10 protein-coding genes, 2 tRNA genes, 3 rRNA genes and 2 pseudogenes are annotated in these 15,143 nt (G+C 47.7%); 10 read left to right on the plus strand and 7 right to left on the minus strand.

Features of this window, described 5'->3' with window-relative positions:
* Positions 1–61: 61 nt before the first annotated feature.
* The 9 genes and pseudogenes from ACPYIV_RS20270 (at position 62) to rrf (ending at position 8,114) form a co-directional block, all read left to right on the plus strand.
* The gene (locus tag ACPYIV_RS20270; RefSeq protein ID WP_293740919.1) at positions 62–646 is read left to right on the plus strand and encodes a phosphoglycerate mutase family protein; all 585 of its coding nucleotides are present in this window, start codon (positions 62–64) and stop codon (positions 644–646) included.
* Between the two features lie 321 nt (positions 647–967).
* The gene (locus tag ACPYIV_RS20275) at positions 968–1,177 is read left to right on the plus strand and encodes an ATP-binding protein (RefSeq protein WP_293734259.1); all 210 of its coding nucleotides are present in this window, start codon (positions 968–970) and stop codon (positions 1,175–1,177) included.
* 83 nt (positions 1,178–1,260) lie between these two features.
* Positions 1,261–1,395 (plus strand): annotated as a pseudogene (locus ACPYIV_RS20280) (ATP-binding protein); the annotation flags it as partial.
* A 59-nt stretch (positions 1,396–1,454) separates the two neighbouring features.
* Positions 1,455–1,795 (plus strand): annotated as a pseudogene (locus ACPYIV_RS20285) (transposase); the annotation flags it as partial.
* 1,125 nt (positions 1,796–2,920) lie between these two features.
* Positions 2,921–4,447: ribosomal RNA gene (locus tag ACPYIV_RS20290) — 16S ribosomal RNA — on the plus strand.
* A 157-nt stretch (positions 4,448–4,604) separates the two neighbouring features.
* A tRNA-Ile gene (locus tag ACPYIV_RS20295) sits at positions 4,605–4,678 on the plus strand.
* Positions 4,679–4,760: 82 nt separating this feature from the next.
* Positions 4,761–4,834: transfer RNA gene (locus ACPYIV_RS20300), tRNA-Ala, on the plus strand.
* 183 nt (positions 4,835–5,017) lie between these two features.
* Positions 5,018–7,894, plus strand: a 23S ribosomal RNA gene (locus ACPYIV_RS20305).
* Positions 7,895–8,003: 109 nt separating this feature from the next.
* Positions 8,004–8,114 (plus strand): 5S ribosomal RNA (gene rrf / locus ACPYIV_RS20310).
* Together the 16S, 23S and 5S rRNA genes with 2 tRNA genes alongside form the textbook arrangement of a ribosomal RNA operon.
* Positions 8,115–8,993: 879 nt before the next feature.
* Here rrf and cobC read toward each other — a convergent pair.
* Genes cobC through cbiB form a run of 6 tightly spaced genes read right to left on the minus strand, consistent with a single transcriptional unit; the run spans position 8,994 to position 13,480 of the window.
* The gene (gene cobC, locus ACPYIV_RS20315; protein ID WP_293732444.1) at positions 8,994–9,527 is read right to left on the minus strand and encodes an alpha-ribazole phosphatase; all 534 of its coding nucleotides are present in this window, start codon (positions 9,525–9,527) and stop codon (positions 8,994–8,996) included.
* A gap of 11 nt (positions 9,528–9,538) precedes the next feature.
* On the minus strand, positions 9,539–10,291 hold the full coding sequence (locus ACPYIV_RS20320) for an adenosylcobinamide-GDP ribazoletransferase (protein WP_293732445.1): 753 nt from the start codon (positions 10,289–10,291) through the stop codon (positions 9,539–9,541).
* 42 nt (positions 10,292–10,333) lie between these two features.
* Positions 10,334–11,371: a nicotinate-nucleotide--dimethylbenzimidazole phosphoribosyltransferase gene (cobT, locus tag ACPYIV_RS20325; RefSeq protein WP_293740917.1), complete on the minus strand. Its 1,038-nt coding sequence runs from the start codon at positions 11,369–11,371 to the stop codon at positions 10,334–10,336.
* 14 nt (positions 11,372–11,385) lie between these two features.
* A complete protein-coding gene (locus ACPYIV_RS20330; protein WP_301703979.1) occupies positions 11,386–11,901 on the minus strand; it encodes a bifunctional adenosylcobinamide kinase/adenosylcobinamide-phosphate guanylyltransferase in 516 nt (171 codons plus the stop codon).
* 4 nt (positions 11,902–11,905) lie between these two features.
* Positions 11,906–12,511: a S4 domain-containing protein gene (locus ACPYIV_RS20335; RefSeq protein WP_425884835.1), complete on the minus strand. Its 606-nt coding sequence runs from the start codon at positions 12,509–12,511 to the stop codon at positions 11,906–11,908.
* A 15-nt stretch (positions 12,512–12,526) separates the two neighbouring features.
* Positions 12,527–13,480 (minus strand): adenosylcobinamide-phosphate synthase CbiB, encoded by a 954-nt coding sequence (gene cbiB / locus ACPYIV_RS20340; RefSeq protein ID WP_425884837.1) that lies wholly within the window; start codon positions 13,478–13,480, stop codon positions 12,527–12,529.
* A 304-nt stretch (positions 13,481–13,784) separates the two neighbouring features.
* Here cbiB and ACPYIV_RS20345 point away from each other — a divergent pair, with 304 nt between their 5' ends.
* Complete coding sequence (locus tag ACPYIV_RS20345; protein WP_425884839.1) at positions 13,785–14,810, plus strand: SPOR domain-containing protein; 1,026 nt, start codon at positions 13,785–13,787, stop codon at positions 14,808–14,810.
* 106 nt (positions 14,811–14,916) lie between these two features.
* On the opposite strand, the gene ACPYIV_RS20350 is transcribed toward ACPYIV_RS20345, so the two are convergent.
* The gene (locus ACPYIV_RS20350; protein WP_186929040.1) at positions 14,917–15,123 is read right to left on the minus strand and encodes an Arc family DNA-binding protein; all 207 of its coding nucleotides are present in this window, start codon (positions 15,121–15,123) and stop codon (positions 14,917–14,919) included.
* Positions 15,124–15,143: the final 20 nt, after the last annotated feature.

Raw genomic sequence — 15,143 nt, forward strand, 5'->3', positions numbered from 1 at the left:
AAGCAGGGTGACGTATCCGGTTTTTTTCATACTTTTGCGGCGTTATTTAAAAGGATAGAAAATGGACATTCTCGGTATTGCACATCGAAATCAACAAAAAGCCTGGAAGGTGGTGGAGGAAACCCGTATCATTCAGATATGGGAAAGCATAGGGGCAAAAGTGAATCTGGTCGGCTCTTTGCGTACCGGACTGCTGATGACGCACCGGGACATTGATTTTCATATTTATACCTCTGATATCAGCTTATCCGGCAGTTTCCGGGCAATGGCGGAGCTTGCTGCTAATACATCAGTCAAAAAGATAGAATGTGTCAACCTGTTGCATACGGTCGAGGCTTGTATCGAATGGCATGCCTGGTGTCAAGACGAGGAAGGTGAACTTTGGCAGATCGATATGATCCATATTCAGGAAGGTTCCCGCTATGACGGTTATTTCGAAAAAGTAGCCGACCGTATTTCAGCCGTGCTGACCGACGAGACGCGATGTGCTATTTTGAAATTAAAATACGAAACGCCGGAAACGGAAAAGATAATGGGGATAGAATATTACCAGGCCGTTATCCAGGGTGGAGTACGGACGTATGCCGAATTTGAAGAATGGCGGCGGTTACATCCGGCTACCGGCGTTGTCGAATGGTTACCTTGACAACCTTGATTCACGTTCGGCATTCCTGAATGAGAATTTTGCAGCCTTTGCCGAACACTACGGCTGCACCGTAATCCCTGCCAGAGCTTACAAGCTACGGGACAAGGCACTGGTCGAAGGCGCAGTTAAACTGATTTATCACAGTATCTATCTCAAGATACAGGACGCGAGTTTTATGATCTGGATTCACTGAACGCGGCTATCCATCCGGATGGGGCAGGTGATGGAAGAGAAAAAGTATCCGGAATAAGCTTATACGCCTTTAAAACAAGCCTGGAAACACACCGGACAGAGAGGCATTACCACCGGTTCGTATCGTGGTTGGTCTCAAGTGAATGGGACAACCGCATAAACTGTGCGGTAGAGAGAGCTATCCGGCAGGCTCCCTTCAGATATAAGGCCGCCATTGAGGAAATAGACTATTCGGTGGAAAGAGGACTGGACAAGAATCTTACCGGGCGTTTGGCTGACCTGACTTTTGTCAGGGAACGCAAAGACCTGTTTATTATCGGGAGCGCCGGAATCGGGTAAAGTTATCTGGCAACAGCTTTTGGCTTTCAGGCTTGCCAGAAAGGATATAAGGTGCTATATGCCAATACTCCTGCATTATGGAAATGCTCAAGGTTGCCAAAGCGAAAGGAACAATCCTGAAAAAACTTAAGAAAATCGAGAGGCTGGATATGCTCATATTGGATGATTTTGGTATACAGCCCTTCGATTCCCAAGGATGGATGAACCTGATGGATATCATAGAGGACAGGCATGGTAAAAAATCTACCGTCATAACATCACAGGTCCCGATAAGAGAAGAAAATCCGCCACGAGTGTGGCAGACTCCGGTTACGGTTCGGAAGAAAACTACCGTTTCAGGCGGAGAGTCTTTATTATAACGCCGATGAGGACTATTATGTTTGTCCCATGGGGCAGCACATGAACCGCATAGGAACCAAACAGGGAAGAACGGCGAGCGGATATATTACTCAAAGTGCCCGCTATAAGGCCTGGAACTGCCAGGAATGTCCGCTGCGATGCAGGTGCTTCAAAGCCCGTGAAAGACTTACTTCACGGAAGGGGATTAAACGTAGGAGCAGACGTTGCATAGAACCGGAAGCTGTTTTCGGTCAAATGAAGTACAACATAGCATATCGGTATCGTTCTCTGAATTTATAAGACTTATTGTCCAAAACGTGCTGAAAACAACCTTGTAAGCTCCTTATAAAGTTTCTTCCGAGCGATTGTACCCGGATCAAAAAAATGGTAATTTTAAGTTTTAGCCGTGAGTTGCGCAGTTTTTTCCCGTGACGACCGTCTTCATCGCCATGAAGTCCGTTCTCATGTATAGTGAACTCGGCAACTCGGGGCAATGAAGACGGTCGTCATGGTGATGAAGACGGTCGTCGTGGAAACGAGGTGCCGGACATCCCCAAAATATCCCCCGAATCCCTCTTTTATTCCTGTATGTTCCCTGGTAGCTTTTCAAATATTCGATTCTCCGGGAGTTAAGGTTTTCCAGAATGTCCTGTATTTAAAAAAAACGATTGACGAATGTAGTCCGAATTTAGACGAGATAGGCAGACGGTTATCCTATGTGTAAGATAAAACGCTTTATCGGTGTGAAAAAGACAGAACAAAATGAATCGTTTTTTCTCATTAAATAGAAAAATAGGGGGTTATTGTGAAAAATGAATAAGAATGCCCGTTTATCGAGATGAAATATTGTAGTCTGTTGGCAAAGTTGAATGTGCATTAATTTAATTCCATCAACAGGTATTTTCCATACATTATAAAACGCGTATAAAAAGGAGCAGTTTACTATGAAAATGGGTGTTTTGGATGATAAAAAAAGTTTTACTTGTAACAGGCAGAAGTTCAGAGGTTAGCAGAAAAACGCTACAAATTCGTAAAAAAAACACTCCGAATAATTTGGATAGTAGAATCAGAAGTTCTACTTTTGCACCCGCATTCGAGAGAGAACGGCAGCAGTCAACATGATGATAGAAGGTAGCCCGGATAGGGGGATGAGGTTAGCAAAGCTAAGCGAGATGTCCGGCCTCCCGGTGGCTTGAAAAACTTTCCGAAATTTTTCTTCGAAAAAATTTGGCAGTTAAGAAAAAGTCCTTACCTTTGCAGCCGCAATCGAAAGATAGCATAAGTTCTTTGAAAGATTTACATATCAACAAGTAGTACAAGAGACGTAGTAGAAATACTAAACATACCGTCAAGGAACTACAATAAAATAACGAGATTCTGAGCGAAGATATAAAAAACAATTTAACAACGAAGAGTTTGATCCTGGCTCAGGATGAACGCTAGCGACAGGCTTAACACATGCAAGTCGAGGGGCATCGGGGTGTAGCAATACACTGCCGGCGACCGGCGCACGGGTGAGTAACGCGTATGCAACTTACCTATCAGAGGGGAATAGCCCGGCGAAAGTCGGATTAATGCCCCATAAAACAGGGGTCCCGCATGGGACTATTTGTTAAAGATTCATCGCTGATAGATAGGCATGCGTTCCATTAGGCAGTTGGCGGGGTAACGGCCCACCAAACCGACGATGGATAGGGGTTCTGAGAGGAAGGTCCCCCACATTGGAACTGAGACACGGTCCAAACTCCTACGGGAGGCAGCAGTGAGGAATATTGGTCAATGGACGTGAGTCTGAACCAGCCAAGTCGCGTGAAGGAAGAAGGTTCTATGGATTGTAAACTTCTTTTATACGGGAATAAAGTGCATCACGTGTGGTGTTTTGTATGTACCGTATGAATAAGCATCGGCTAACTCCGTGCCAGCAGCCGCGGTAATACGGAGGATGCGAGCGTTATCCGGATTTATTGGGTTTAAAGGGTGCGTAGGTTGTTTTTTAAGTCAGCGGTGAAAGTTTGTGGCTCAACCATAAAATTGCCGTTGAAACTGGAAGACTTGAGTGTGTTTGAGGTAGGCGGAATGCGTGGTGTAGCGGTGAAATGCATAGATATCACGCAGAACTCCGATTGCGAAGGCAGCTTACTAAACCATAACTGACACTGAAGCACGAAAGCGTGGGGATCAAACAGGATTAGATACCCTGGTAGTCCACGCAGTAAACGATGATTACTAGGAGTTTGCGATATACAGTAAGCTCTACAGCGAAAGCGTTAAGTAATCCACCTGGGGAGTACGCCGGCAACGGTGAAACTCAAAGGAATTGACGGGGGCCCGCACAAGCGGAGGAACATGTGGTTTAATTCGATGATACGCGAGGAACCTTACCCGGGTTTGAACGTAGTCGGACCGGCCTTGAAAGAGGCCTTCTAGCAATAGCTGATTACGAGGTGCTGCATGGTTGTCGTCAGCTCGTGCCGTGAGGTGTCGGCTTAAGTGCCATAACGAGCGCAACCCTTATCACTAGTTACTAACAGGTGAAGCTGAGGACTCTGGTGAGACTGCCAGCGTAAGCTGTGAGGAAGGTGGGGATGACGTCAAATCAGCACGGCCCTTACATCCGGGGCGACACACGTGTTACAATGGCATGGACAAAGGGCAGCTACACAGCGATGTGATGCTAATCTCCAAACCATGTCTCAGTTCGGATCGGAGTCTGCAACTCGACTCCGTGAAGCTGGATTCGCTAGTAATCGCGCATCAGCCATGGCGCGGTGAATACGTTCCCGGGCCTTGTACACACCGCCCGTCAAGCCATGGGAGCCGGGGGTACCTGAAGTCCGTAACCGTGAGGATCGGCCTAGGGTAAAACTGGTGACTGGGGCTAAGTCGTAACAAGGTAGCCGTACCGGAAGGTGCGGCTGGAACACCTCCTTTCTGGAGCCTGAATCTGGTTAAAGTAGGAGAACGACAGGTATGTAGTTCTCGTGTACTACGGTTGAATATGTATTCATATATGATCTTAAAACTGGACAACCAGTAAAGAGAAAGATGAAGCTGAGATGAGAAACTCTCAGGCAACACAACAGTTGACAGTCCTATAGCTCAGTTGGTTAGAGCGCTACACTGATAATGTAGAGGTCGGCAGTTCAACTCTGCCTGGGACTACTTATGAAGTTGAAAGTTAAGAGTTGAAAGTTGAAAGTTAAGAAACTGTCCACTTTTCCTTGTCCACTTTCACCTGTTATACGGGGGATTAGCTCAGCTGGCTAGAGCATCTGCCTTGCACGCAGAGGGTCAACGGTTCGAATCCGTTATTCTCCACATAAGATGAGTGGTTTTTAATTGTTAATTATTAATTATTCATTAAACAAAAGATCTTTGACGTATTGGACAACTTCAAAAAAGTTAAGTAACGAATAAATAAGAGCAAACTGAAGATATATCAATCCGACGCGCGATGGATAAGCAATTGCAAAATTGCGAAGCCGTCAAGTGTCAGTGATAAAGAAAGTAAGTAAGGGCAGACGGTGGATGCCTTGGCTCTCGGAGGCGATGAAGGACGTGATAAGCTGCGATAAGCCTGGGGTAGGTGCAAATAACCATTGATCCCGGGATTTCCGAATGGGGCAACCCGGCTGGTTGAAGGCCAGCCATTCCGTAAGGAAAGCGAACGTGGGGAACTGAAACATCTAAGTACCCATAGGAGAAGAAAACAAAAGTGATTCCGCAAGTAGTGGCGAGCGAACGCGGAATAGCCCAAACCGTCAATGTTTAGGCATTGTCGGGGTTGTAGGACCACGGCGTGGCAAGAAATTAAGGAAGTAGAACATCTTGGAAAAGATGGCCATAGACGGTGATAGCCCGGTATACGACTCCTTGACGAAGCTTAGTGGTATCCTGAGTAGCGCGGAGCACGAGAAATTCTGTGTGAATCTACGGGGCCCATCCCGTAAGGCTAAATACTCCCGAGAGACCGATAGCGAACCAGTACTGTGAAGGAAAGGTGAAAAGCACCTCGAACAGAGGAGTGAAATAGTCCCTGAAACCGTCTGCCTACAAGCGGTCGGAGCATCATAAGATGTGACGGCGTGCCTTTTGCATAATGAACCTACGAGTTACTTTCTCCGGCAAGGTTAAGGACTTCAGGTCCGGAGCCGAAGCGAAAGCGAGTCTGAATAGGGCGCCATAGTCGGAGGGAGTAGACGCGAAACCAAGTGATCTACCCTTGGTCAGGATGAAGGTTAGGTAACACTAACTGGAGGTCCGAATGGGTATACGTTGAAAAGTGTTCCAATGAACTGAGGGTAGGGGTGAAAGGCTAATCAAACTTGGAGATAGCTCGTACTCCCCGAAATGCATTTAGGTGCAGCCTTTATTAAGTATAGTATGAGGTAGAGCGACTGATTGGATGCGAGGGCTTCACCGCCTATCAAGTCCAGATAAACTCCGAATGCGTGCTATATATTGATAAGGAGTGAGGGCGCGGGTGCTAAGGTCCGCGTCCGAGAGGAGAAGAATCCAGACCATCAGCTAAGGTCCCCAAATAACAGTTAAGTTGAACTAACGAAGTCAGACTGCAGAGACAGCTAGGATGTTGGCTTGGAAGCAGCCATTCATTTAAAGAGTGCGTAACAGCTCACTAGTCGAGGAGTCTGGCGTGGATAATACTCGGGCATAAACTGTTTACCGAAGCTATGGATGTAGTAAATACATGGTAGGGGAGCATTCCATGTGCGTCGAAGGTAAGGGATAACCCTTGCTGGAGCGCATGGAAAAGCAAATGTAGGTATAAGTAACGATAAAGGGAGTGAGAAACTCCCTCGCCGAAAGACTAAGGTTTCCTGATCAACGTTAATCGGATCAGGGTAAGTCGGGACCTAAGGATAAGCCGAACGGCGATTCCGATGGAAGAATGGTTTAATATTCCCATACTACTTTATGGAGCGATGTGGAGACGGAGAAGTGACAGTCCTGCCATCTGACGGAATAGATGGTTGAAGGGTGTAGGCGTCGATTGGGGTAGGCAAATCCGCCCTGAGAGCTGAACCTGACAGTATGCCGAGTACTTGTACAAGGCAATATGGATGTAATCAGGCTCCCTAGAAAATCCGCTAAGCATATTCATAAAGTACCCGTACCGTAAACGGACACACGTAGTTGGGTTGAAAATACTGAGGCGCTCGAGTGATTCACGGTTAAGGAACTAGGCAAATTGACCCTGTAACTTCGGGATAAAGGGTCCCAGCTGTAAGGCTGGGCGCAGAGAATAGGTCCAGGCAACTGTTTAACAAAAACACATGGCTGTGCGAAATAGAAATATGAAGTATACAGCCTGACACCTGCCCGGTGCTGGAAGGTTAAGAGGAGAGCTTATCGCAAGAGAAGGTTTGAATTGAAGCCCCAGTAAACGGCGGCCGTAACTATAACGGTCCTAAGGTAGCGAAATTCCTTGTCGGGTAAGTTCCGACCTGCACGAATGGTGTAATGATCTGGACACTGTCTCAACCGTGAGCTCGGTGAAATTGTAGTATCGGTGAAGATGCCGATTACCCGCGATGGGACGAAAAGACCCCGTGAACCTTTACTATAGCTTTACATTGAATTTGGGCAATTGATGTGTAGGATAGGCCGGAGACAATGAATCAGGCACGCCAGTGTTTGTGGAGTCGACGTTGAAATACGGCCCTTTGATTGTTTGAGTTCTAACTCTTGGAAAAGAGGACACTGTATGGTGGGTAGTTTGACTGGGGTGGTCGCCTCCAAAAGAGTAACGGAGGCTTCTAAAGGTACCCTCAGACCGATTGGTAACCGGTCGTAGAGTGTAATGGCATAAGGGTGCTTGACTGGGAGACTTACAAGTCGATCAGGTAGGAAACTAGAGCATAGTGATCCGGTGGTTCCGCATGGAAGGGCCATCGCTCAAAGGATAAAAGGTACTCCGGGGATAACAGGCTGATCGCTCCCAAGAGCTCATATCGACGGAGCGGTTTGGCACCTCGATGTCGGCTCGTCACATCCTGGGGCTGGAGAAGGTCCCAAGGGTTGGGCTGTTCGCCCATTAAAGTGGCACGCGAGCTGGGTTCAGAACGTCGTGAGACAGTTCGGTCTCTATCTATCGTGGGCGTAGGATATTTGAGGGGCTCTGACACTAGTACGAGAGGACCGTGTTGGACAGACCACTGGTTTACCGGTTGTTCCGCCAGGAGCACCGCCGGGTATCTAAGTCTGGATTGGATAAGTGCTGAAAGCATCTAAGTACGAAGCCAGCCTCAAGATGAGATATCCCTTAAGGGTCGTTGTAGACTACGACGTAGATAGGCTACAGGTGTAAGGGCAGTAATGTCGAAGCCGAGTAGTACTAATAGCCCGGGACTTTCAAATCATGTAAGGGTTGCTATATAGGCAGTATGCTTGAAAAGAACATAAGAGTTACAAGACAAATCCTTGGGGTTGTCCAGTCAAAAATCTTAATATATAAGAAAAAAGATATTAAGGTGGTTATAGCGTTGGGGATCCACCTCTTCCCATTCCGAACAGAGAAGTTAAGCCCAACCACGTCGATGGTACTGCGTAAAAGTGGGAGAGTAGATAGCCGCCGTTTTAGAGCAAGAAAGCCGATCCAGTTTTGGGTCGGCTTTCTTCGTTTAAGAAGATCGGTAGAACAGAAGAACCACCGATCAATATATTTCAGGAGTTAACAATCTTAATTTCGAATATTGAAAAATAAATTGATTTTAATTTGTTTATCCCAATTAAATAGTCGTCCTTTGTAACATCATAGAGGGAAGAGAATAAAATTAAAGATCTTCTCCACATTTGACCAAAGTCAGACTATGATTTGTAATGATTAAGAGGTGGGTAAGAGCGGGCGTTCAGATTTAGGTGAAGAAAACTTCATTTTAAGTCTGTTAATTTAGTCAAAACGATAACTATGAAGTTGGCGGGAGTATAGAAATTTTCTATCTCCCGCTTTTATTATATTAATCCATTTTATCACACCTATAGTATTGTACTTGTTAAGTAAAGGTATATTAATGTGTTATGTTCTACATACCCCTTTTGAAAGGTATATAGTGCGGAACATGCGGAAACTATAAGGGGCACGCATAAAAAACGCCGATAGTTTCTGGAAAACATGGGCGGTTTTATTCAGAAAGATGTAAGTCTTTTGGGAAAGATTTTTTTTAGGAATTACTTTGACATAGGGTTATACTAAGGCTTCATTTAAAATAAAGAGAAGAACGTTTCTTGAATCATCACTATTAATGACTTCCGGGTTAGGTTTAGATGCTTACGCAAAAGGAGAAGCCAGAGAGGAAAGCGCGCAAGTCAAAAAGCCGCATGTTATTCTGATTATGACTGACTAGCATCGCGGAAAATGAAATACGACATGACATATCGCCGTTTCCGACAAATGACGATTTAAAATCAGCTTATTGCGGATGTGGTAAAGATGAGATATTTGGCTGGCTACAGTTTCTTAATCCAGCTCTAATTTGATTACGGTCCCGTATGAAGGGACGTTTTTGAATGCTTCTTTCAGGTCATATTCTCCAGCATAGACACGGGCGCAAGTTAAAACGCCGCCATGAGCGAAGAGGCATACTTTCTGTAAGCCGCTTTTCCTTATTTCGTCCAGGAAATGACTGACACGGTTATATTGATCTTGCAGGGATTCGCCCGAAGGAGTCGGAACATTGATCCAGTCGTTGAACCAGGCTTCCGAGCGGGGATCGGAAGAGAGTTCGTCCCATGATTTCATCTCCCATTCTCCGAAGCTGATTTCTTTGATGCGATCTTCCTTTTCTGCATCCGGATAACCGCAATAGTTTGCGAGACGGACGCAGCGTGTAAGCGGGCTGCTCCACACCTTGTCGAATGTATGGCAGGATAGGGTTTCTTTTACAACCTCGGCTTCTTCCTCGAATGAAGGGCGGAGCGGAACGTCGGTTTGTCCGTATGCATAGCCGGCGGGGACGTCGACGGAAGTATGTCTGACCAGATAGATTTCCATATTATTTCGCTTTATATGATTGTTGTATAGATAACAGCTATTCCCAGGTAAAAGCTCAGTTCGCAAAGCAGAAATGTCGCTCCGCAGCAGTCGCCTGTATACCCTTGTATTTTCTTTTTCATCAGAGAAGTGAGAAGATAGAAGACGAGAACAGGCAGCAGGCCTGCCAGGAAATAAATGGGTTCCGGCAGCCAGAATATAGGAATGAGGGCGGAGAAAAGGCAAAAGGTATATTCACCTGTTGTCATCCGGCTATAAACCGTTTTGCTTTTGGCCTCTTCTTCCTTGCGGGCATAGGGAAGGCGGTTGATGATCATACCGGCAACTCCTTTGGAAAAAGGATCGCCTGCCAGTATCGCACTTCCGGCAAGAGCGAGCGGCAGGCTGCTCAACAGCGTATATAGAAGCCCGAAGTAAAGAATCAACCCGATCACGCCGTAGCTACCGATATGTGAATCCTTCATGATGGAAAGGATACGTTCGCGCGAGGTCCCTCCCCCGAAACCGTCGAAGAAATCGGCAAGCCCGTCTTCATGCAGGCAACCGGTTATCAACAGGCGGGTGACGATCGCCAATAATACGGCAACACTTGCCGGAAGAATCAGTGAAGCGGCATAAAGCACGATCACGGAAAGTCCGGCAGTCAGCCAACCGACTAACGCCCAGCGGCTGACAACGTTCTTGAAATATTCCGAAGGAACTTCTGCCAGCCGCCAGAATGGCAACCGTGTGAAGAATATGAAGGCGGCGAGGATACGGAGCATGGTATTAATTGAAGATTTAAAATTAAAAAATGAATGCTTTTGTCAGAAGTATTTGGTGACGGAAGCCTGTTGGAAGCTGTGCATCTCGTTGATCATGCGGACTGCCGAGTCTACGATAGGATAGGCGCATACGGAGCCGGAACCTTCACCCAGGCGCAAGCCGAGGTTTAAGAGCGGCTTGGCTTGTAAGACATCCAATACCCGCTTGTGCCCGGCCTCGTCGCCGCAATGTCCGAATATACAGTAAGGGATCATTTCCGGATACAGGCGTGAAGCAGCCAGTACGCAATTTGTCATGATAAAGCCATCCACCAGAATAACCATCTTCAGTTCGGCCGCACGGAGCATGCCTCCCACAGCCATCACCATCTCGTAGCCTCCGAAATAGCGGATTACATCCTGCGGGCTGTTATCTCCTTTGTAATTCTCGAGCGCCCTCTTCAATACATTATATTTATGCTTGACCCCTTCGTTGTCCAAGCCGCTCCCGGCACCTACGCAATCGATCAAAGGTATTCCCGTCAGGCAAGTCATCCACATGCTCGACGCAGCGGTATTCCCAATCCCCATTTCTCCGAAACTGATCACGTTGCAACCCTCGTTGTGGCAATCCGTGACAATATCGGCTCCATATCGGATGGCCAGTTCCATCTCTTCCCAAGTCATCGCCGCCTCATGCAGGAAGTTGCGGGTTCCTTTCCGGATCTTGCGGTCGATCAGTTGCGGAATGGCAGGGAAGTCGAAATCCACGCCACCGTCCACAATCTTGATTTCGAAACCGTGCTGGCGGGAAAGGAAGCAGACGCCCGCCCCTCCGTTCAGGAAGTTGTGAATCACCTGGCGCGTTACCTCTTTGGGAGATTTACTGACACCTTCGTCGGCGATCCCGTGGTCGGACGCGTAAATGACGTTGACCGGATGATGAAGCGCCGGTGATACAGTTTGCTGGATCAGACCGATCTGAAGTGCAATTTCTTCAAGCGTACCCAGTGATCCTTTGGGTTTCGTCAGATTATCGATTTTGTCCTGCAGGGCCTTGGTAATAGCGATGTCAGGTTCTTGAATGTTGAATGAGATCATTGTATAGTGTTTTATTATTTTATTTTCATGGGAATACCGCTCACCATGAGGACAACTTCGTCGGCACGGGATGCGATATATTGGTTAAGCCAACCTTGCAGGTCCGTGAACCGGCGTTGCACCGCGTCGGGAGAAACGCCGCCCAACCCGATTTCGTTCGTGACGAAAATCAGATAGGCATCCTGCTCTGTAAATTTATTAAATTCTTCTTTTAACTCGGCCAAAGAGCGATTCGTATCGCCTTCATTGTCGAAGAAGAAGTTCGTGCCCCAGAGTGTGACACAATCGATAACGACGACACGGCCATTCAGATCGTGACGGCTCAGGTATTTTTCTTCCTCGATATTCGTCCATTCCGGTCCCCGGTCGGCCTGGTGGCGGAGCACACGTTCGCGGAACTCGTCGTCCCAGACGCGGGATGTCGCCAGATAGACCGGATCAGCCGCCAGCGACAGGGCGAGTTTTTGCGCATATCCGCTTTTCCCGGAACGCTGGCCGCCTGTCACCAAAACGATATGCTTTCCTGCCATTGCCTTATTCTCCTTTCGGTTTATTGCGGGCGGCAGCGTGTTTTGCCTTGTTGAGCGGGTTGTTCTTGCTCGTCTTGCGCAAAGCAGCCGATTTGGGAGATGAAGCCAGGCGTTGTGCAACGGCCGACCGCCCTAACGATTTACCGAATTTGGGTCGTAGCGCTTCTTTCAGCAAATCTTTGTCGCCGGTTGACTTTTCCCCTTCCTTCCTGCTCTTTTCCCCATCGCGTGCGGCGTGGCGTGCGGCGGCATATTTATTGTATTTTGCATATTTGCCGGGACGTAAACCTTTTGAACCGGCGGATGGAGAGGCCGTTTTCTTTTCGGAAGCCGTCGCAGCCGGAGACTTTTCTTTCTTCGCTTTTTTCTCCTGTTCACTGAATACCAGTTCCTGTGCTTTGCCTCGTGCGACAGGAGCATGTTCGGACGTATGTTTTCCTACTTTGATCCGGATGTCGTCCAACATGACGATATCGGCTTCGGTCACTTTCTGTCCGACATGAGGCAGGCTGCCGTTTACGGTGACGCGTCCTTCCTCGATGAATTTGTCCGCTTCCCTGCGGGAACAAAGGCCGGAATCACTGATGAGTTTATTTAATCTTACTTCCATTCTGTACGTATTTATTTAGTGGATAATCATTGATGCTAAACAAACAATAAGCCCCATGGCAAGTTCGGCGTTACCGTTTGTTTTGATAGCAATTAACATGTCTTCAGTGGTAAAGGTCCGTTCGTTAGTCCCGATATAGGGTTTTTCCACCGGCTTCCCGAAATAGTCGTGGGTTCCCCCGAAACGGCAGTTCAGTATCGCGGCAAGGGCGGCTTCCGGATAGCCGGAGTTCGGGCTGGCATGAGCCGGTCCGAAACGTTTTACAAAATCCATTTTATTCAGGTTGCCTGAGACAGCCAGCATCAGCCAGGCGGTCAACCGGGCGGGAATATAATTGGCCAGGTCGTCGAGCCGTGCTGCAATCTGCCCGAACTCGAAATAACGTTCGTTCTTATAGCCGATCATCGAGTCGAGCGTGTTCACCATTTTATAAGCCATCATGCCGGGAAGACCGAGCAAGGCGAACCAAAACATGGGAGCAATCACCCCGTCGCTCAGGTTCTCCGCAAGCGTTTCCAGCGCGGCAGCCCGTATCTCTTGCGGGGAAAGGCGGGAGGTGTCGCGACCTACGATCCGTCCGACCTGCCGGCGTCCCTCTTCCGTGCTGCGGTCGACTGCCTCGAAAACCGCTTTCACTTCTTTGATCAGCGTTTTCCCCGCCAGGCAATAAAAGACCCCTATCCCGACCAGGACTGAAGCGAGGGACGGATAGAGGTTTCCGGCAAGCGCCAGTATCCGCTCGCAGAGCAAATAGGTTCCGGCCACCAGCACGAGCGCCATGACGCCGCCTTTGACAGCCCGGTCATTCCCTTTGTTGAGCGTCTTTTCGCCCAACGAAATCACTTTGCCGAAGGCCACAACCGGATGCGGCCACCCTTCGGGATCGCCCAACAGACGGTCTGCCAACCATCCGCCTAAGAACGGGATGGCCTTTGCCATATAAAATGATTGATGAAGCCAGTAATACATAATAGCTACAAAGGTAAAAATATAATTCCATAACTGGAATCCATTGCTTATATTCCTGATGATTTATCGGGGTGAAATCGTAATCGGAACTGCATGTAGCGGTAATTTTGCCTGCATGTAAATTGTTCTTGTCGTTGTCGTGTATATTTTCGGCGACGTCGAATATATCTTTGACGACGACGAATATATTTTTGACGTCGTCGAAAACAGATTTTGTCGTGAACAAATTAGAATTTGATGCAGTTCGCGTTGGAAAGATAATGATTTTTTTTGGTAATCCGGACAAAAGATTTATCTTTGTTGTATGCTTAGAATCGTAACACATATTGAACGTTTGCTTCTGGTGCATGACTGTGTCATCGTACCGAAGTTCGGAGGTTTTGTCCTGCAGGCGGTTCCGGCCGTGCAGCATGTGGAAGAACATACGTTTCGCCCTTTGCGGAAAGAGATCAGCTTCAATATGACACTGCAGCATAACGACGGGCTTTTGCCTGAATCGTATATGCAGATGCACGCGGTGGGCTATCGCCAGGCACAGTTGATGCTGGAAGAAGATGTGGAGGATATGAAGAATACCCTGCAACAGTACGGAAAGCTGTCGCTCGGAATGTTAGGTTCGTTCAGCATAGGAGAAGAGGGGCAGATGATTTTCCATCCGGGCGAAACCGACCTGTTCAGCGTCGGTTCGTATGGCTTACCCGTTTTCCATTTTCCGGCTCTTGCGCCGTTGCAGGTGCAACGGGAAGAAGTGGCTCTTCTCACATCCAAAAAAGAAAAGAAAGATACGTTTTATATTCCGGTCAGCCGCAGGCTGGTCCGTACGGCTATGGCTTCGGCCGCCGCAATAGCGTTGTTCCTGCTGGTTTCCACTCCGGTGAAAGATGTCAATCAGGATGCCTATACGGCAAGCTTTGTCCCGGCCGGGATGGTTGTCCAAAAGCCGGTTCTCTCCGAAACGGTTTCGCCAGACAGCATTGTGGCGGAGGCGGATACGAAGCAGGAGGCATCGGAAGAGGTGATCGCGCGTGAAGTGAAGAAAGTCGCGCCCGCCCCGGTGCCGGAAAAGAAAGCGGTTGCGCCTAAACCCGCAGCAGTCCAGCCTAAAATGTATCATATCGTAATTGCCAGTTTCCCTTCCGAATCGCAGGCGGACGAATTTATTGCCGGTGTGGACCGTAACGAGTGCAAGCATGTCAGCAAGGTGGTCCGTGACGGGAAGTACCGTATCTACGCGGATAAATTCAATAATCGCGAGGCTGCGGAATCTTATATGGCGACTCTCCGTTCCAATCCGAAATATAAGGACGCGTGGTTGTTTATCAGCCGCTGATTCTATCCTGCTTATATAAAAAAGAAATATCCTTCGGATGAAAAAGTTCTTTTCTACCGAAGGATATTTAAAAAACGTCCGGACAGGTTTTCGTTATTATTGTTTTCTACTCTTTATTTTCTTCTTCAGATTTTGGTTTCCGTTTCTTTTTGAGCCGGCCCGCCTTGCGTAAGGCTTGATCCAAGATGTATTGTATCTGGCCGTTTGTGCTCCGGAACTCGTCAGCAGCCCAGGCTTCGATCGCTTCCATCATTTCAGCGTCTACACGCAATATGAAACTCTTGGTTGCATTTCCATTTTCCTTTTTGGCCATATTTAGTATTACTATATTAA

Origin of the sequence: Parabacteroides vesiculifaciens (assembly GCF_049860805.1) — a bacterium.
Taxonomy (GTDB): domain Bacteria; phylum Bacteroidota; class Bacteroidia; order Bacteroidales; family Tannerellaceae; genus Parabacteroides.

Excerpts from the sequence above, each read along its gene's own strand:
- cobC (WP_293732444.1), bottom strand. The coding sequence starts at position 9,527 with ATGGAAATCTATCTGGTCAGACATACTTCCGTCGACGTCCCCGCCGGC.
- ACPYIV_RS20270 (WP_293740919.1), top strand. The coding sequence starts at position 62 with ATGGACATTCTCGGTATTGCACATCGAAATCAACAAAAAGCCTGGAAG.
- ACPYIV_RS20320 (WP_293732445.1), bottom strand. The coding sequence starts at position 10,291 with ATGCTCCGTATCCTCGCCGCCTTCATATTCTTCACACGGTTGCCATTC.
- cobT (WP_293740917.1), bottom strand. The coding sequence starts at position 11,371 with ATGATCTCATTCAACATTCAAGAACCTGACATCGCTATTACCAAGGCC.
- ACPYIV_RS20330 (WP_301703979.1), bottom strand. The coding sequence starts at position 11,901 with ATGGCAGGAAAGCATATCGTTTTGGTGACAGGCGGCCAGCGTTCCGGG.
- ACPYIV_RS20350 (WP_186929040.1), bottom strand. The coding sequence starts at position 15,123 with ATGGCCAAAAAGGAAAATGGAAATGCAACCAAGAGTTTCATATTGCGT.
- ACPYIV_RS20335 (WP_425884835.1), bottom strand. The coding sequence starts at position 12,511 with ATGGAAGTAAGATTAAATAAACTCATCAGTGATTCCGGCCTTTGTTCC.
- cbiB (WP_425884837.1), bottom strand. The coding sequence starts at position 13,480 with ATGTATTACTGGCTTCATCAATCATTTTATATGGCAAAGGCCATCCCG.
- ACPYIV_RS20345 (WP_425884839.1), top strand. The coding sequence starts at position 13,785 with ATGCTTAGAATCGTAACACATATTGAACGTTTGCTTCTGGTGCATGAC.